Source organism: Sphingomonas sp. LH128 (assembly GCF_000293195.2).
Taxonomy (GTDB): domain Bacteria; phylum Pseudomonadota; class Alphaproteobacteria; order Sphingomonadales; family Sphingomonadaceae; genus Novosphingobium; species Novosphingobium resinovorum_A.
On sequence record NZ_ALVC01000338.1, the window covers coordinates 34947 to 52839 of the forward strand.

At 67.6% G+C, this 17893-nt stretch carries 15 protein-coding genes; 1 reads left to right on the plus strand and 14 read right to left on the minus strand.

Translation table 11 applies throughout. The features are described from left to right. Positions 1-14: 14 nt before the first annotated feature. The 8 genes from LH128_RS23815 to fumC form a co-directional block, all read right to left on the minus strand. Positions 15-1196, minus strand: a complete 1182-nt coding sequence (locus LH128_RS23815; protein WP_083910339.1) for a pyridoxal-phosphate-dependent aminotransferase family protein — start codon at positions 1194-1196, stop codon at positions 15-17. A 43-nt stretch (positions 1197-1239) separates the two neighbouring features. After that, positions 1240-2481: an allantoate amidohydrolase gene (locus tag LH128_RS23820; protein WP_008832250.1), complete on the minus strand. Its 1242-nt coding sequence runs from the start codon at positions 2479-2481 to the stop codon at positions 1240-1242. Continuing rightward, the gene (locus tag LH128_RS23825; protein WP_008832251.1) at positions 2475-4052 is read right to left on the minus strand and encodes a gamma-glutamyltransferase family protein; all 1578 of its coding nucleotides are present in this window, start codon (positions 4050-4052) and stop codon (positions 2475-2477) included. Before LH128_RS23825 ends, LH128_RS23820 begins: the two co-directional genes overlap by 7 nt. 8 nt (positions 4053-4060) lie before the next feature. Continuing rightward, on the minus strand, positions 4061-5002 hold the full coding sequence (locus tag LH128_RS23830; protein ID WP_008832252.1) for a 5'-methylthioadenosine/S-adenosylhomocysteine nucleosidase: 942 nt from the start codon (positions 5000-5002) through the stop codon (positions 4061-4063). Continuing rightward, a complete protein-coding gene (locus LH128_RS23835) occupies positions 5002-6369 on the minus strand; it encodes an NCS2 family permease (protein ID WP_008832253.1) in 1368 nt (455 codons plus the stop codon). Before LH128_RS23835 ends, LH128_RS23830 begins: the two co-directional genes overlap by 1 nt. Positions 6370-6374: 5 nt before the next feature. After that, a complete protein-coding gene (locus tag LH128_RS23840; RefSeq protein ID WP_008832254.1) occupies positions 6375-7730 on the minus strand; it encodes an AtzE family amidohydrolase in 1356 nt (451 codons plus the stop codon). Continuing rightward, on the minus strand, positions 7727-7903 hold the full coding sequence (locus LH128_RS33750; RefSeq protein ID WP_155986136.1) for a hypothetical protein: 177 nt from the start codon (positions 7901-7903) through the stop codon (positions 7727-7729). Before LH128_RS33750 ends, LH128_RS23840 begins: the two co-directional genes overlap by 4 nt. A 272-nt stretch (positions 7904-8175) precedes the next feature. Next, entirely contained in the window at positions 8176-9558 is a 1383-nt protein-coding gene (gene fumC / locus LH128_RS23845) for a class II fumarate hydratase (RefSeq protein WP_008832255.1), read from the minus strand. Positions 9559-9751: 193 nt separating this feature from the next. Here fumC and LH128_RS23850 point away from each other — a divergent pair, with 193 nt between their 5' ends. Next, on the plus strand, positions 9752-10738 hold the full coding sequence (locus tag LH128_RS23850; protein ID WP_008832256.1) for an aldo/keto reductase: 987 nt from the start codon (positions 9752-9754) through the stop codon (positions 10736-10738). Between the two features lie 102 nt (positions 10739-10840). On the opposite strand, the gene LH128_RS23855 is transcribed toward LH128_RS23850, so the two are convergent. From LH128_RS23855 to LH128_RS23880, 6 genes are all read right to left on the minus strand, one after another. Beyond that, complete coding sequence (locus LH128_RS23855) at positions 10841-11746, minus strand: LysR family transcriptional regulator (RefSeq protein ID WP_008832257.1); 906 nt, start codon at positions 11744-11746, stop codon at positions 10841-10843. Between the two features lie 194 nt (positions 11747-11940). Then, positions 11941-14136 (minus strand): aldehyde oxidoreductase molybdenum-binding subunit PaoC, encoded by a 2196-nt coding sequence (paoC, locus tag LH128_RS23860; protein WP_008832258.1) that lies wholly within the window; start codon positions 14134-14136, stop codon positions 11941-11943. Further along, on the minus strand, positions 14133-15083 hold the full coding sequence (locus LH128_RS23865; RefSeq protein ID WP_008832259.1) for an FAD binding domain-containing protein: 951 nt from the start codon (positions 15081-15083) through the stop codon (positions 14133-14135). The genes paoC and LH128_RS23865 overlap by 4 nt, the downstream gene beginning before the upstream one ends. Further along, complete coding sequence (paoA, locus tag LH128_RS23870; protein ID WP_008832260.1) at positions 15080-15718, minus strand: aldehyde dehydrogenase iron-sulfur subunit PaoA; 639 nt, start codon at positions 15716-15718, stop codon at positions 15080-15082. The genes LH128_RS23865 and paoA overlap by 4 nt, the downstream gene beginning before the upstream one ends. Positions 15719-16039: 321 nt before the next feature. After that, positions 16040-17362: an MFS family transporter gene (locus LH128_RS23875; protein WP_008832261.1), complete on the minus strand. Its 1323-nt coding sequence runs from the start codon at positions 17360-17362 to the stop codon at positions 16040-16042. 32 nt (positions 17363-17394) lie between these two features. Then, the gene (locus LH128_RS23880; RefSeq protein ID WP_008832262.1) at positions 17395-17856 is read right to left on the minus strand and encodes an Lrp/AsnC family transcriptional regulator; all 462 of its coding nucleotides are present in this window, start codon (positions 17854-17856) and stop codon (positions 17395-17397) included. Positions 17857-17893: the final 37 nt, after the last annotated feature.

The window sequence follows — 17893 nt, forward strand, 5'->3', positions numbered from 1 at the left end:
CTGCACGCCCATCCTCATGCCTCCCACGCCGCGATGGCCGCCGGAACCGCCGCGCCCATCGGCAGCGCGAAGCCCTGCATCACCAGACACGATTCCAGCGCCGCCAGCGTCAGCAGCACCTTGTGCTTCATCGCGTTGTAACCCATCGCGCCGATGCGCCAGATCTTGCCTTGAAGCGGGCCGAAAGCGGTGCCGATCTCGATCTCGAACAGCTCGCGCATGGCTCCGCGCACGGCCTCGCCATCGACGCTCTCGGGGATGTACACGCCGGTCACGTTGGTCATGCGATAGCGGTCGTCGCCGAACACCGTCAGCCCCATAGCGCGCAGGCCCGCCGTCATTGCCCGGCCCGCCGAGGCATGGCGGGCATAGCGCGCCTCCAGCCCCTCGCCCAGCGCGATGCGCGCGCATTCGCGGGCGGCGTAGAGCATCGAAGTCGCCTCGGTGTGATGGTTCAAGCGCTTCTCGGACCAGTAGTCCATGATCATCGCGAGGTCGAAGTAGTTCGAGCCGATGCGCGGCCCCGCACCGTCCACCGTCCCGGCGCTGCGGATGCCCTGCTCGACATGACGGCGCTTGCCGATGTGCTCGGCGGCGCGGTCGGAGATCGTGATCGGGGCCGATCCCGAGGGACCGCCGAGGCACTTCTGCAGACCGCCGGTGACCACATCGACGTCCCAGCGATCCGCCGCCAGCTCCATGCCGCCGATCGTTGCGGTGGCATCGACGTAGGACAGCGCGCCCGCCCGGCGGCACAGTTCTCCGAAGCCTTCCAGCGGCTGCGCCATCGTCGTCGAGGTGTCGCCGTGGATGGTCGCCACGATCTTGGGGTGACAGCGGGCGATGGCGTCGGCGATGCGATCCATCGGCACGACTTCGCCCCAGGGCGCCTCGACCGTCTCGATCACCGCGCCGATGCGCTGGAGGATTTCCGTCAGCAGCAAGCCGAAGCGGCCGAAGTTGACCACCAGCACCACGTCGCCCGGCGCGACGAGGCTGACCAGCGCCGCCTCGATCCCGGCGCGGGCGGTGCCGTCGACCAGCATCGTCCACTTGTTCTGCGTCCCGAAGATCGGGCGGTAGAGCGCCATGACCTGATTCATGAACCCGGTCATCTCGGGATCGAACTGGCCGAGCAGGTCGGCGCTCATCGCCCGCAGCACGCGCGGGTGGGCATTGATCGGCCCCGGACCCATCAGCAGGCGCTGGGGCGGGTCGATTTCTCCAAAGAGCTGCGGATCAAGCGACAAAGGAATCTCCAAGGCGGTCTATGAAACCGAGCATTACCTGCAACGCGATCTCCGCGTCCGCAGGCTCGACATGCTCGGCCGGATTGTGGCTGATGCCTTCGCGGCACCGGATGAACAGCATGACAGTGGGGCACAGCGCGGCCATGTTCATGGCATCGTGCCCTGCGCCCGAAACGAGGCGGCGCACCGGCTGCCCGGCGGCGGCCAGCGCATCGTCCATCAGGTCCATCAGCGCGGGGGCGCTGGGGCTGGCGGCAAGGTCGTGGATCAGGCTGACGGCCAGTTCCAGCGCCCGCGCCTCGGCGATTTCCCCGATCCGCGCGAGGATCGCCTCGGCCACCGCGTCGCGCCGTTCTTCCGCGCTCGAGCGGACGTCGATGGTGAAGCGCACTTCGCCGGGGATGACGTTGGGCGCGCCCGGCAGCGCCTCCAGCACGCCCACGGTGGCAACGACATCGGAGTTGTCCGCGCGGGCGATCTGCTCCACCGCCAGCACCATCGCCGCCGCCCCCGCCAGCGCATCGCGGCGCAGGCGCATCGTCGCGGTGCCCGCGTGCCCGGCCATGCCCTTGACGGTGACGCGGTAGCGCAACTGCGCGGCGATGCCAGTGACCGTGCCGACCGCGAGGCCGTCCGCCTCCAACACGGGCCCCTGCTCGATATGCGCCTCAAGGTAGGCCAGCGTGGTATCGGCCGCGCGGGCGGCAGTGAGATAGTCGGACGTGGTGACCAGCGCCTCGGCCAGCGTCACGCCCGCCGTATCCGTGATATCGAGCGCGGCGGCATCGAGCGTCCCGGCCACCGCCCGGCTGGTCAGCATCGCGGCGGGGAAGCGCGATCCTTCCTCGTCCCCGAAGGCATAGACCTCGATCGGGAACGGCAGACGGCGCCCTTCGGCATGGAGCGCGGCGACCGCCTCGATACCGAGCATGATGCCCAGCGGGCCGTCATAAGGCCCGCCGTCGCGGACGGAATCGAGGTGGCTGCCGATCACCAGCGCCGGGGCATGGCCGAGGTGGCCGTCATAGCGGCCCACCAGATTGGCGGCGGCGTCGACATGGACGCGCATGCCTGCGGCCTCCATCCACCGGGCCACTTGCTCCTGTGCCGCGGCATAAGCCGGGGTGAGGTAGGCGCGGAACAGGCCGCCTTCCATGTCGCTGTAAGGCGCGACGCGCAGTTCGTCGCACCGCGCGACGGCACGAGCGCCGCTGGGGATGTGGCTCACCATCCCGCCGCCTCGCCATCGCTGCGGGGGTCGGAGGCGCCCTCGAACGAACCGTCGGAAAGGCGCACCACGGCGCCCGCATGCCCCATAGTCGCGGTCAGCCCCCCGACGCGCTCGACGTCGTGGCCGGCATCGGTCAGCTGCGCATAGAGCGCTTCGTCAAAACCGTCCTCCAGCTTGAGCGAGGTCGTGACGTCCCCCCAGGTCCGGCCGAGCAGCCAGCGCGGGGCGCTGATCGCGTCCTGGAGGTCCATGCCGAAGCGGGCGTAGCGGCTGAACAGCGCGGCCTGCGTCTGCGGCTGGCCCTCGCCGCCCATCGTGCCGTAGGCCATGATGCGCCCATCGTCGAACACGGCCAGCGCGGGGTTGAGCGTGTGGAACGGCTTGCGCCCGGGCTGCAGGGCATTCCAGCCGCTCTCCGCCAGCCGGAACGAGCTGCCCCGGTTCTGCCAGGTGATACCGGTCTGCGGCAGCACGAGGCCCGAGCCGAACTCGAAATAGGTGGACTGGATGCACGACACCACCCGGCCCTCGGCATCGGCGGCGCCGAACCAGCAGGTATCGCCCCACTGCGGCGGCTGCGGCCATTCCAGCGCCTTGGCCGGGTCGATCCGCGCGGCGAGGTCGTCCAGCGCGGCGGGGTCGGAGAGCAGCGCCTTAAAGTCGAAGTCCGTGTACGCCGGATCGCCGACATGCACGTCGCGCAGCAGGAACGCCTGCTTGGTGGCCTCGACAAGGCCATGGACGTGGTCGAAGCCTTCGGGGGCATCGGCCTTGAGCCGGTCGAACAGCGCCAGGATCAGCAGCGAGGCGAAACCCTGCGTCGGCGGCGTCGCGTTGTAGAGCGTCGCACCGCCGACGCGCGTATGCAGCGGGTCCGGCCGGGTCGCCGTGTGCGCGGCGAGGTCTGCGGCGGAAACCGGGCTGCCTAGCGCCTCCAGATCGGCGGCGATCAAAGCGGCCAGTTCGCCGGTGTAGAAGTCCTGCAGCCCGTTCGCAGCCAGCTTGCGCAAGGTCTCCGCCAACGCGGGGAGACGCAGCGTGTCGCCCTCGGCCAACGGGCGGCCTTCCGGCTCGAAGGTCGCGGCGTAGGCGCCGGGCTGTCCGCGCAGTTCGTCGCCCTTCCCTGCCGCGATGGCCGCGCCGCCCTTCGTCACCGTCACGCCGTTCTGGGCATGGGTGATCGCATCGCGCAGCAGCCGCTCAAGCGGCAAGGTGCAGTAATCTGCCTCCAGCGCCGCCGCCCAGCCGGAGATCGTCCCCGCCACCGTATTCGCCGCCAGAGGCCCGCGCGTCGGCACCGCCTCCAGCCCGGCATAGAGCGACAGGTCGGCCGTCGCCGCCGCGCCGCCGCAGCCGTGGATCGAGTGCACGGTGCCGTCCGGCTCGCGGATCACCCAGAAGCCGTCGCCGCCAATCGCGGTCATGTGCGGATAGACGACGGCCAGCGTCGCGGCGATGGCGACGCAGGCCTCCACCGCACTGCCGCCGTCGGCAAGCACGTCGCGGCCCGCCTGCGCGGCGAGGAAGTGCGGCGCGGTGGCGATGCCGTTGCGGGCGGTTACGGTCTGCATAAAACCTCTCAGTCCGGAAGCGCCGCCACGAAGGCGCGCACCACGTGGGCGGAGTTCACCGAGGCGAGGCGCTCGTAAGTGTCCTCCATGTTCTTGTGCTTGTCGCCGCCCGCAAGGTCGGACAGCGAGCGGAACACGATCGTCGGCACCTGGTTGGCATAGGCGACCTGCGCCACTGCCCCACTCTCCATGTCGAGCACGCGGGCGTGCCAGGCCTTGTAGAGATATTCGCGGAACTCGGCATTGTCGGCATAGACCCCTGCGCTGACGCCCGTGCCGCCGACGACGACCTTGGGCGGCTTGGCGAGACACAGTTCGCTGCCGGGAAGCTGGTGCTCCGAAGGCGGTACGCAGCGTTCCATCGCGATCGTCGGCGCGACTTTGCCCGCCAAATCCAGCAATGCCGGGTCCATCGCGAAGGTGAAGAACCGCTTCGACGGGGTAGCGGCATTGGGCACCGTAACCCCGCGCGGGAAGATGAAGTTCCAGTTGCCCGGTGCCTCGGGCGAGACGGCCTCAGGCGATTTCCAGCCCTTGCGGCCCGCCTTGCGCGCGAAGTTGACTTCCAGGTACTGGCCCCAGTCTTCCGCCACGATGACGTCGCCGATCGTCAGTGACGGATCGACACCGCCCGCGATGCCTGAAAAGACGATGCGCTTCACGGTGAAGCGGTCAATCACCAGTTGGGTGTTCATCGCCGCGTTCACCATCGACACGCCGCTCTGCATCAGCAGCACCGGTTTGCCCTCCAGCGTACCGGTCAGGTAAGTCGACCCGTTGAGGCTATGTTCCTTCTGCTCGCTCACGGCATGGACTAACGCGTTCCATTCGGGCTGATAGGCCGTCATCACCAAGGTACGGGGGGTGAGGTCCAGCCGCTCGTCCGCCAGCGCAGGCGAAGCGAGGCACGGGGCGACGAGGGCAAGAGCCGAGGCGATGACGGCGCGCATCAGGCGCCGCCCATCCACACGAAGCGGGCGACGAACAGCAGCGCCAGCACCAGCAGGAAGCTGTCCTTCTTCGTGATCGTCCCGCGCACGATCTTGAGCACGGCGTGGGCGGTGATGCCGAAGGCAAGGCCGTTGGCGATCGAGAACGTCAGCGGGATCATCGCCACTGTAAGGAACGCCGGGATCGCCGCGAGCGGGTCTTCCCATTCCACTTCGGTCAGCGGCAGCAGCATCAGGCCGCCGACGATGATGAGCGCGGGCGCGGTGGCGGCCAGCGGGATCACCTGCGCGTAAGGCGCCACGAACATCATCGCCAGGAACAGCACGCCGGTGACCACCGAAGTCAGGCCCGTGCGACCGCCGACTTGCACGCCCGCGGCGCTCTCGACATAGCTGGTGACGGTGCTGGTGCCCGCCATCGAGCCGACCATCGTGGCGACCGCGTCGGTCACGAGGATGCGATTGAGGCCCGGAATGCGGCCCGCCGCGTCCATCAGCCCGGCACGCTTGGTGACGGCGACGAGGGTGCCGATGTTGTCGAACAGGTCGACGAAGAGGAAGACGAACAGGATCTCCAGCAGGCCGAGGCCATGCTTGCCGGAAAGCCCGAAGACGCCCGCAAGATCGAGCTGGAACGCGGTCCCGGTCAGCGCGGAGAGCGAGTAAGGCTCGGGGCTGATCGAGACCATGCCCGCGATCCAGCCGACCACGGTGGTGGCGAGGATGCCGATCAGCATCGCCCCGCGCACGTTCCACACCGACAGCGCGCCGATCACCAGCAGGCCGAACAGCGCCAGCGCCGCTCCGGGCGCCTTCAGGTCGCCAAGCGCCACGAACGTCGCCGGATTGGCAACGACGATGCCGGAATCCTTGAGGCCGATGAAGCCGATGAACAGGCCGATGCCACCCGCCACCGCCGCGAAGAGATACTGCGGGATCGAGGTGACGATCAGCTGGCGGATGCCCGTCAGCGTCAGCAGCAGGAATGCCACGCCCGAGATGAACACGCAGCCCAGCGCCACTGGCCAGGGCACGCCCATCTGCTGCACGACGGTGAAGCTGAAATAGGCGTTCAGCCCCATGCCCGGCGCCAGCGCCAGCGGGGTGTTGGCCACGAAGCCCATCAGGATCGAGGCGAAGGCCGCCGCAAAGCACGTCGCCGCCGCCACCGAGGCGACCGGCATCCCCGCGCTGCCCAGGATCGCGGGATTGACCAGCACGATGTAGGCCATTGTCAGGAACGTGGTCATGCCCGCCAGCACTTCCGTGCGCGCGGTGGTGCCGCGCGCGGTCAGCGAGAAGTAGCGGTCCAGTTTGCCCGAAGGCACGACCTCCGGTGCATCGATGGTGGTTGCGGTCTGCGTCACGCCTGTTACCCCCTCGCCGCCACAGGCGGCGTAAAATCAATAATACGCGCCGCCCCCAGCGGCATGGAAAATCCGATCGTCCCGTTCGCTTCGAGCATGGCGGCGAAGGCGAACAGGTCGGGCTCTCGCCCTGGTCCGCCGATCAGTTGCAGGCCGATCGGCAGCATGCCCGGCCGGTAGAGCGGAACCGCCAGCGACGGCAATGCCGTGAAGGTGATCGGCTGGGTATGAATGCCCAGATCCGCCCGCGCCGGAGACAGCGCGCCATCGATCAGGATGCGCGGATCGGCGATCGGCGGCGCGAAAGTCGGTGTCGCCGGGGCGAGCAGCACGTCGTAGTCAGCCACCAGCGCCTCGATCCGGGCGCGGTATTCGGCGCGGAAAGCCTGTGCCTCTTCGTAGAGCGTCTCAGGCAGCAGGGCACCGGCCAGCAGGCGGTCGCGGACCTGCGGGTCGAAACCCATCGCGTTTTCGGCCAGCGCCTGGCGGTGAAGCGTGCCGCCCTCATAGGCGGTGATGATGAAGGCGGCAGAGCGCGCGCGAGCAATCTCGGGCAGTTCGATCAGCGGTGCATCGGGGGCGATGGCATCGATGGCGGCAAGCTGCTCGCCTTGCGCGTTCTCGCGGAAACGGCCGCCGAGGCGGGCGATGCGAAACTCGCTGCGGCTTGCGGGCTCGCGCCCTGCGAGTACCTGCCAGACCAGCGCCATATCCTCCACCGAGCGGGTGAAGGGGCCGATGTCGTCGAAGCTCTCGGCGAAGGGAAACACGCCCGCCAGCGGCAGGCCCTCTTGCGTGGGCTTCAGGCCATAGAGACCGCACAAGCTGGCGGGCACGCGGATCGAACCGTTGGTGTCCGATCCCAGCGCGAAAGCGAGCAGCCCGGCCGCGACGACCGCAGCCGAGCCGCCCGAGGAACCGCCTGCGAGGCGGGAGGGATCGTGAGGATTGCGGGTCGTGCCGTAAGCCGCGTTGATCGTCGCGAAGCCGTAGGCGAACTCGTCCATGTTGAGAGTGGCGAGGCAGATCGCGCCCGCCGCCTTGAGCCTGGCCACTGCCTCGGCATCGGACCTGGCGGGGGCGGCGTCGACGTAGATCGTGGAGCCTGCCGTGGTCGGCAGCCCTTGGAGGTCGAACAGGTCCTTCACACCATAGAGCACGCCCGCCAGCGGCCCCGGATCGCGCCCGGCAGCCACCATCGCATCGACCGCGTCGGCCTCGGCACGGGCACGGTCGTGCAGGACGCGGGTGACGGCTACATGCTCGTCGGCGACCAGGGCGATCAGCACTTCTTCCACCATGGCGCGGGCGCTGAGCGTCCCGGCGCGCACGGCGGCGGCGGTTTGTGCGATCGACCTCATGCCGGCTCGCCCCGCATCGTGCGGACATGGCGCGCCAGCAGCGCGAGGTTGGCGGCAACGCCAGGCGCGCACTCGGGCAGGATCGGCAAGGCACGCGCGGCAGCCGCGGCGGCGATCTCCGCTTCGCCCTGCGGTACTTCAGGACGGGGGGAATTGGCGGGGTGTTCGGCCATGGTCTCGCGCGGTCGGAAGGGTCAGGAAGGTGCGCCACGCGACCGTCAAAGTCCACGCCCCGCACCCGGGTCCTAACTGCCTTGCCAGACCTGCGCGATCAAACGCAATGATCGGAACGGATCGTTGCAAAAATGAGAGCACCAACCCCATTCCAGTCTCGTCATTGCGAGCGAAGCGAAGCAATCCAGGGCAGTACTAAGCCGCGCTGGATTGCTTCGCTTCACTCGCAATGACGAAAAAAGGGGGGAAGCGCCCTCCCCCCCTTCGCCACTCACACCATCGTTTCGGGGCGCACCACGCGGTCGAACGTCGCTTCGTCCACCAGCCCCAGTTCCAGCGCCGCCTGCTTGAGCGTCTGGCCCTCGGCATGCGCGTGCTTGGCGATCTTGGCGGCGTTGTCGTAGCCGATCTCGGGCGCCAGCGCGGTCACCAGCATCAGCGAGCGGTCGAGCAGTTCGGCAATCCGCGCACGGTTGGGCTCGATACCGTCGACGCAGCGTTCGGCGAAGCTGACCATGCCGACCGAAAGCAGGTCGATCGAGCGGATCACCGCCGCGCCGATCAGCGGTTTGAACACGTTCAGCTCGAACGCGCCCTGCAGGCCGCCGATTGTAGCTGCCTGATGGTTGCCGATGACTTGCGCGGACACCATCGTCAGCATCTCGCACTGGGTGGGATTGACCTTGCCCGGCATGATCGAACTGCCCGGCTCGTTCGCGGGCAGGTCCAGTTCGCCAAGGCCGGAGCGCGGGCCGGAACCCAGCCAGCGCACGTCGTTGGCGATCTTGGTCAGCGCCACCGCCAGCGTCGCCAGCGTGGAAGACAAGTGCACCAGCGGATCGTTGGAGGCGAGCGCCTCGAACTTGTTCTCGGCAGTGCGGAACGGAAGGCCGGTGAGGCTGGCGAGTTCGGCCGCCACGTCGACGTCGAAGCCCGGCACCGCGTTCAGCCCGGTGCCGACCGCCGTACCGCCCTGCGCCAGCGCGCTCACTTCGCCCGAGACGGCCGGTTCTATGCGGCCGCGCGCAAGGTGAAGCTGCTGGACGTAGCCGGAGAATTCCTGCCCCAGCGTCACCGGCGTCGCGTCCTGCAGGTGCGTGCGGCCGATCTTGACGATGTCCTTCCACGCTTCCGACTTGGCCTGAAGCGAGGAATGGAGCTGCGCCACCGCGGGGTAGAGCTTGTCGTTCGCCGCGCGCGCCGCCGCCACATGCAGCGCGGTGGGGAAGCTGTCGTTCGAGGACTGGCCCATGTTCACATGGTCGTTGGGATGGACCGGCGACTTGCCACCGCGCGTACCGGTCAGGATCTCGTTGGCGCGGCCCGCGATCACCTCGTTGACGTTCATGTTGGACTGCGTGCCCGAGCCGGTCTGCCAGATCACCAGCGGGAACTGGTCGTCGAGCTTGCCCGAGACGACTTCCTGCGCCGCCGTCTCGATGGCGTCCGCCACTTTCGCTTCGAGCCCGTGTTTGCGATTCACCCGCGCCGCCGCCTGCTTCACCAGCGCCAGGGCATGGACGATGGCGATCGGCATGCGCTCGGTTTCGCCGAAGGGGAAGTTCTCGATCGAGCGCTGGGTCTGCGCGCCCCAGTAGGCGTTGGCGGGTACGTCGATTTCACCGATGCTGTCGGATTCGCGGCGGGTTTCCATGGCTTCGAGACCTCCTTCGCTCATGCAATGTCGTCATCGGGTTAGATAAGGCACAAGTTCATCATGTCCATCGCTATTGCGACTTAGTTGCATATATTCACATGCAATCTCTGCAAGCCTGCTGCGTCCCACGCGCTTGACTGGCCAGGCAATTTGGCCGACCTCTGCGGTTCCCCCGAATACAGGATACCCCATGACCAAACGCCTTCTCGCCGGCCGCGAAGTCGCCGCCATCGGCCTCGGTTGCATGAACATCGCCTGGGCCTACGGCGAGGCGCCCGATCGCGCGGATGCGGTTTCGCTGTTCCGCCATGCCCTGGACGCCGGTTGCGACCATTTCGACACCGCCAACATCTACGGCATGGGCGTCAGCGAGGAGACTCTGCGCGAGGCGATCATGGATCGGCGCGACGAATTTTTCCTCGCCACCAAGACCGGCATCGTGCTCGAAGGCGAGCGTCGCGGCACCGACTGCCGCCCGGAGAGCATCGCCGCCTCTATCGATGCCAGCCTCAAGCGGCTGGGCACCGACCATGTCGACCTGTTCTACATGCACCGGCTCGACCGCGACACGCCGATCGCGGATTCGGTCGGCGCGATGGCCCGGCTGATCGAGGCAGGCAAGATCGGGTCCTACGGCGTCTCCGAATGGTCGAGCGCGCATATCCGCGAGGCGCACGCGGTGCATCCGATGGCGGCGGTGCAGACCGAATATTCGCTCTGGACCCGCAACGTCGAACTGGGCGTGCTGGACACCACGCGTGAGCTCGGCATCGCGCTGGTCGCGTTCTCCCCGGTCGGGCGCGGCGCGCTGTGCGGCGAGATCACCGCGCCCGAGCAGCTGGGCGGCAAGGACATCCGCCTGAGCATGCCGCGCTTCTCGGCAGAGCACTGGCCGGCCAACCTCGCGCTGATCGAGCAGCTTGCCGCCCTCGCCGCAGAAGCCGGGGCGACGCCCGCGCAGCTGTCGCTGGCCTGGGTACTGGCGCAGGGCGAGCACCTGCATGCGATCCCCGGCACCCGTTCGATCGCGCACTTCGACCAGAACCACGGGACGATGACGCTGGACATCGCGCCGGAGGTGATCGCGCGTGCCGGAGAGATCATCAACCAGCAGACGGTCAGCGGTCACCGCTATTCGCCGACCATGAACGCCTCGATCGACACCGAGGATTATTGAGGCGGGCGCAGTCTTTCCCGATGGGGCTTCGACAAGCTCAGCCTGAGCGGATTGGAAGGTTTACACCAATTCCGCTCACCCTGAGCTTGTCGAAGGGTCTGCTCATCCCAGCGGCTTCATCTCGCGGATCAGGTCGATCAGCAGGCGAAGGCCCCTCGGCACCTGGCGCCGGCTGGAATAATAGATGAAGTAGCCCGGCCCCGGCGAGGCCCACTCCTGCAGCACCGCGCGCAATGAGCCGTCGGCCAGCAGCGGAGCGATGGCCGGTTCCGCCGCGTACATCAGGCCCATGCCGCTCAGGGCCAGTGCGCGGCTGACGCTGCCGTTGTCGACGATGATGCCGCCGGGCACCGCCAGCGCGAGGGACTCCTCGCCCCGGTCGAAATCCCAGTTGTACATCCGCCCGTTACCGAGGCGCAGACGGATGCACTGGTGACGCATGAGGTCGTCGGGATGCTGCGGCTCGCCGTGCTTTGCGAAATAGGCGGGCGCGCCGGCCACCACCCAGCGGAAATCGGGTGAAAGGCGCTGGGCGATCATGTCCTCGGGCACGGTGCCGCCGAAGCGTATCCCTGCGTCGAAGCCCGCCTCGATCACGTCCACCATCGTGTTGTCCACGCTGATATCGAGTTCCACGTCGGGGTAGCGCGTGACGAATTCGGGCAGCACCGGCGCCAGCATCCGCATCGCCGCCTCGTCGGGGACGTTGAGGCGCACGCGGCCGGTGGGGGCGTCGCGGTGGAGGTTGAGCAGGTCCTCGGCCTCGTGGATCGCGGCGAAGGGGTCGCGGATCGCGGCCTGCAGGTCCTCGCCCGCCGCCGTCAGCGTGACCGAGCGGTTGGTGCGGTTGACGAGGCGGACCTTGAGCCGCTCCTCCAGCCCGCGCAGCGAATGGCTGAGCGCCGAGGCGCTGACGCCCAGTTCGGTCGCCGCCTTGCGGAAGTTGCGGTGCCGCGCGATGGCAAGGAAATACGAAAGGTCGGCAAGATCGGAACGCCGGAAGGGCATTTACGGGTGTGTCCTGAAGATGATGACCCCAGCGTAGGCCGCAAAGCGCGCCGCTTCAATTCCTCCCCGCAAGCGGGGAGAGGGACCACCTGAAAGGTGGTGAAGGCGCACTCTCGGATTACGAGAGGTCACGTTAGCCGGCTGTGCCCCTCCACCATGCTTCGCATGGTCCCCCTCCCCCGTCGGGGGAGGATTCAGACCACTTCGCCCAGCTTGTCGAGGTGCTTGTCCAGCGTGATGGGATAATCGCGCACGCGCACGCCGGTGGCGTTGTAGATCGCGTTCGCCACCGCCGCGCCGACGCCGCACAGGCCCAGTTCGCCCACGCCCTTGGCCTTCATGGGAGAGACCTTGTCGTCCGCCTCGTCGAGGAACACGACCTCCTGATGCGGAATGTCGGCATGGACCGGCACTTCGTACCCGGCGAGGTCGTGGTTGACGAAGAAGCCGAAGCGCTTGTCGACCGCCAGTTCCTCCATCAGCGCGCCGCCCACGCCCATGGTCATCGCGCCGATCACCTGGCTGCGCGCCGCCGTGGGGTTGAGGATGCGCCCCGCCGCGCAGACCGCCAGCATGCGCCGCACGCGCGTCTCGCCGGTGTAACGATCGACCGCCACCTCGACGAAGTGCGCGCCGAAAGTGGACTGCTGGAACTTCTTGCCGAGATCGCCGAACTCGATCGAGTCTTCCACCACGATCTCGCCGCCCTTGGCCGCAGCGGCAATGTCGGCGACGCGGTTGCCGACGTGGACTTGTCCGTTCTCGAACGTCGCCTCGCCCGGCCCGAGGCCCAGCTTGCTGACGATCGCCTCGCGCAGCTTGACGCAAGCCGCGTAGAGCCCCGCCGTCGAGGAGTTCGCACCCCACTGCCCGCCCGATCCGGCCGAGACCGGGAACGAGGAATCGCCCAGCTTCACCGTCACCTTGGCGAGCGGCACGCCCATCATCTCGGCCGCGGTCTGCGCCATGATGGTGTAAGTGCCGGTGCCGATGTCGGTCATGTCGGTCTCGACCGTCACCTGCCCCGAAGGGCTGAGGCGAACACGCGCGCCGGACTTCATGTTGAGGTTGTTGCGGAACGCCGCCGCCACGCCCATGCCGATCAGCCAGCGGCCGTCCTGCACTTGGCCGGGAGCCTTGCGCCGCGCCCAGCCGAAGCGCTCGGCGCCCTCTTCCAGGCAGCGCACGAGGTTGCGCTGCGAGAACGGGCGCTCGGGCTTTTCGGGATCGACCTGGGTATCGTTGATGACGCGCAGCTTCACCGGGTCCATGCCCAGCTTCTCGGCCAGTTCGTCGACAGCGATTTCCAGCGCCATCAGGCCGGGCGCCTCGCCCGGCGCGCGCATGGCGTTGGCTTCGGGCAGGTCGAGAACGGCGAGGCGCAGCGCGGTCATGCGGTTTGCACCCGCGTAGAGCAGCTTGGTCTGCTGCGTGGCGCTTTCCGGGCCGCCGCCTTCGAGATCGCCCGACCAGCTTTCGTGACCGATGGCGGTCAGCTTGCCGTCCTTCGTCGCGCCGAGGCGGATGCGCTGGATCGTCGCGGGACGGTGCGTGGTGTTGTTGCCCATGAACGGACGCGGCAGCGCGACCTTGACCGGACGCTTCGCCGCCTTCGCACCCAACGAGGCCATGAGCACGTCCGAGCGCAGGAACAGCTTACCGCCGAAACCGCCGCCGATATAAGGCGCAATCAGGCGCACGTTCTCAGGGGGAATCTGCAGCGTGCGGGCAAGATCGCCCGCACCCCACGCGACCATTTGGTTGGCGCTCCAGACCGTGAGCTTGTCGCCCTCCCACGCGGCAATGGTGGCATGCGGCTCCATCATCGCGTGGCTCTGGTCGGGCGTGGTGTACATCTGGTCGAGCTGCACCGGCGCGGCGGCGAAGGCTCCCGCGAAGTCGCCCACGGCGGTCGGCGCGTCCGAACCGGTGGCATCGGGCGCATCGACCTTGGCCACGGCGAGGTCGAAGGCGCCGCCGTCACGCGCATAATCGACGTCGATCAGCGCGGCGGCGGAGCGGGCCTGCTCGAAGGTTTCGGCGACGACCACGGCGATGGCCTGGTGGTAGTGCTGGATCTTCGGGCCGCCGAGCAGCATCGCGGTGTTGAAGTTGCCCTTAGCGATCTTGCCCGCGTTGCGGTGCGTGACCACGGCGACCACCCCCGGCGCGCGTTCGGCGCGGGAGGTGTCCATCGAGCGGATCGTGCCCTTCGCCACCGCCGAGCCGACGACGTAGCCGTAAGCCGGTTTCCCCGGCAGTTCCTGATGCTCGTAGGCGTAAGGCGCGTGGCCGGTGACCTTGAGCGGGCCGTCGATGCGCGTGGTGGGCTTGCCGACGACCTTCATGCGGTCGATCGGGTTGGTCCCTGCGGGTTGGTCGAACTTCATGCCTTTGCCTCCGCAAGAACCGCCGCGATGGTGCGCTGGGCGAGGGTCAGCTTGAATGCATTGTCCTCGCGCGGGGTGGCTCCGGCGAAGAGGCGCTCGGCGACGGCCTTCGAGCCCTTGGGCAGCAGGGCGTCGGCTTCCTCGACACGCCACGGCTTCGGCGCGACGCCGCCGAGGGCGACGGCGCCCTTCCCGTCCTTGCCGATCACCGCCGCGACGGAGACTAGCGCGAAGGCGTAAGAGGCACGGTCGCGAACCTTGCGATAGATATGCGTACCGCCCTTGGGCTTGGGGAGCGCGACGGAAATGATCATCTCGCCCTTCTCCAGCGCGGTTTCGACGTGCGGGGTCTGGCCCGGCAGCGTGTGGAAGTCGGCGATGGGGATGGCGCGGGTGGTGCCGTCGGGGCGGATCGTCTCGACCGAGGCATCGAGCACGCGCATCGCCACCGCCATGTCGCTGGGATGCGTGGCGATACAGGCGTCGCTGGTGCCGATCACGCCGAGCGGACGACTGAAACCGCCGATCGCCGCGCAGCCCGAGCCGGGCTTGCGCTTGTTACAGGGCATGTTGACGTCGTAGAAGTACGGGCAGCGGGTACGCTGGAGCAGGTTGCCCGCCGTCGTCGCCTTGTTGCGCAGCTGGCCCGAGGCGCCCGCGACGAGCGCGCGGGTGAGCACGCCGTAGTCCTTGCGCACGCGCGCGTCGGCGGCGAGGTCGGTGTTGCGGACCAGCGCACCGATGCGCAGGCCGCCGCCGTCTATAGGCTCGATCTTATCCATACCGAGACCGTTGACGTCGATCAGGTGCGTCGGCGTCTCGATCTCCAGCTTCATCAGGTCGAGCAGGTTGGTGCCACCCGCGATGAAGCGCGCGCCCGGCGTCGCGGCGACTTTCGCAGCCGCATCCTGCGCGCTCGTGGCGCGCTCATAGGTGAACGGCCTCATGCCTTCACTCCTGCGACCTGAGCCATGGCTTCGGCAATGTTGGAGTAAGCGCCGCAGCGGCAGATGTTGCCGCTCATGCGCTCGCGCATCTCGGTCGTCGTCATCGGCGAGGGTTTGGAGACGTCGGCCGTGACGTGGCTGGGCACGCCGGCGCGGATTTCCTCCAGCACCGCGACGGCCGAGCAGATCTGGCCCGGCGTGCAGTAGCCGCACTGGTAGCCGTCATGCTCGACGAAGGCGGCCTGCATCGGGTGCAGGTTGTCGGGGCTGCCGAGGCCTTCGATGGTGGTCACCTCGTCGCCCTCGTGCATCACCGCCAGGGTCAGGCACGAGTTGATGCGGCGGCCGTTGACGATGACCGTGCAGGCGCCGCACTGGCCGTGGTCGCAGCCCTTCTTGGTGCCGGTCAGCTTCACATGCTCGCGCAGGGCATCGAGCAGCGTGGTGCGGGTGTCCAGCTCCAGCCGGGTCGCCTTGCCGTTGATCTTGAGGCTGACGGCGGCATGCGGCGGCGCGGCGGTCTGAGCCTGTGCCATCGCCACGTTGCCCGGGCCGAGCGAACCGGCGATCGCCGCGCCCGTCGCACTGGTCTTGAGAACGTCGCGCCGAGAGATCGCTCCGTATCCTTCCGTCATGGGTGATGCTTTCTTTTAAGAGACGACCACGGCAAAACCGCAGCCGGTTCACGCCTTCCTTGCCCAAGGCGCGCCCTATGTGACCATCAACCCACTCTGCCCGGATAAGTTGCCCGACGCTACGGCGTCACGATTGCATGCGATGTTGAGTAATGTTCATCACTGTGCACAGCACAACTATACACAGCAGGATATAGTACCGTCCCGCATGTCGATGTTGGATTACATCTCTTCTCGTCATTGCGAGCGCAGCGAAGCAATCCAGAGCGGCGCAAGACTACCCTCGATTGCTTCGGTTCGCTCGCAACGACGATGCAGGCTCTAGGCCGTGGCCACGCGGTCCAGCGGATTTTCGCGGCGGGTGTCGGGCAGCATCAGCGCCGCCACGAGCGACACCACGCAGAACGCGGTGACATACCAGTAGAAGCCGTGCTCCATCCCGATCTGCTTGAAGGCGAAGGCCACGTTCTCCGCCGTGCCGCCGAACAGCGCGTTGGCGACGCCGTAGGCAAGGCCCACGCCCAGCGCGCGGACATGGACGGGGAACAGCTCCGCCTTGAACAGCCCGCTGACGGAGGTGTAGAAACTGCAGATCGTCAGCCCCGCCGCGATCAGCAGGAACGCGGTGACCGGGCTCTTCGTCACCGCCAGCGCGCTGAACAGCGGCACCGTGAACACCACGCCCAGCGCGGCGAAGGCGACGATGTTGTTGCGCCGCCCGATCCGGTCGGAGAGCAGGCCCATCAGCGGCTGCTGGATCATGAACACGATCAGCACCGCCGTCATCATCAGCGTCGCCGTCTCCTTGGCCATGCCGACGGTCAGGACGAGGAACTTCTGCATATAGGTGGTGAAGGAATAGAACATCAGGCTGCCGCCCGCCGTCAGCGCCGCGACGATCAGGAAGGCGCGGGTCGAGTGGCGGAATAGTTCCGCAAGGCTTCCAGCCTCGGCGCCTTCACGGTCCCTGGCGTCGGCGGTTTCGTGCATGTGATCGCGCAGCAGCACGATGCACCCAGCGGCGACGGCACCGATCAGGAAGCCGATGCGCCAGCCCCACGCCTTCATCCCGGCGTCGCCCAGGAGCTGCTGAAGCAGCAGGATCACCAAAGTCGCGGTCAGCTGCCCGCCGATCAGCGTGACGTACTGGAACGAGGACCAGAACCCGCGTCGCTTCGGCCCGGCGATCTCGGAGAGATACGTAGCCGCCGTGCCGTACTGCCCGCCGGTCGAGAAGCCCTGCAGCATGCGTCCCACCAGCAGCAGCGCCGGGGCCGCGACGCCGATCGTCGCGTATGTCGGCAGCGCGGCGATCAGCAGTGCGCCCGCGCCCATCATCAGCACCGAGACGACCATCGCCTTCTGCCGCCCGTGCCGGTCGGCATAGCGCCCGAAGAACCACCCGCCGATCGGGCGCATCAGGAAGCCCACCGCGAAGATGCCGCTGGTCGCCATGACCTGCACCAGCGCGTCGCTCTTGGGGAAGAACTCCGAGGAGAAATAGAGCGCGGTGAAGGCGTAGACGTAGAAGTCGTACCACTCGATCAGATTGCCCGCAGAGCCCGCGACGATGGCCTTGAGGCGCATCCTGTCCGTCAGTTGCGGGGCCTCGGGGGTGGGCTCGATCGTGAGGGGGTGCGACATCCAAAACCTTTCGTTCGTTCAAATCGGCCCCATCAGATGGGCAACGCGGTCGTCGCCTTGATCTCCGACAGCGCGACCGTCGAGGTGATTTCCTGAACGCCGGGAAGCTGAGACAGCTTCTCGAAGAAGAAGCGCTCATAGGCGCTGATGTCCTCCGCGACCACCCGGATCATGAAATCGACCGAGCCCAGCAGCACGTAGCAGTCCAGAACCTCGGGATATTCGCGGATCTTGGCGGCGAATTCATCGAGGTTGGCGCGGCCATGGGCGTTGAGCTTCACCTGCACGAAGACATGCGCGTTGAGGCCCACCTTGTGCCGGTCGACGATCGCCACGCGGCGCTGGATGAAGCCCTCGCGCTCCAGCCGGTCGATGCGCCGCCAGCAGGGCGAGGGGGACAGCCCCACCCGCTCGGCGATCTGCGCCGTGGTCTGATTCGCGTCGCGCTGCAGTTCGCGGAGAATTTTTCGCTCATAAGGATCAAGTCCGGTCATTTTCACCGCATATCACGAGGCCAGCACCTTCGTCGCG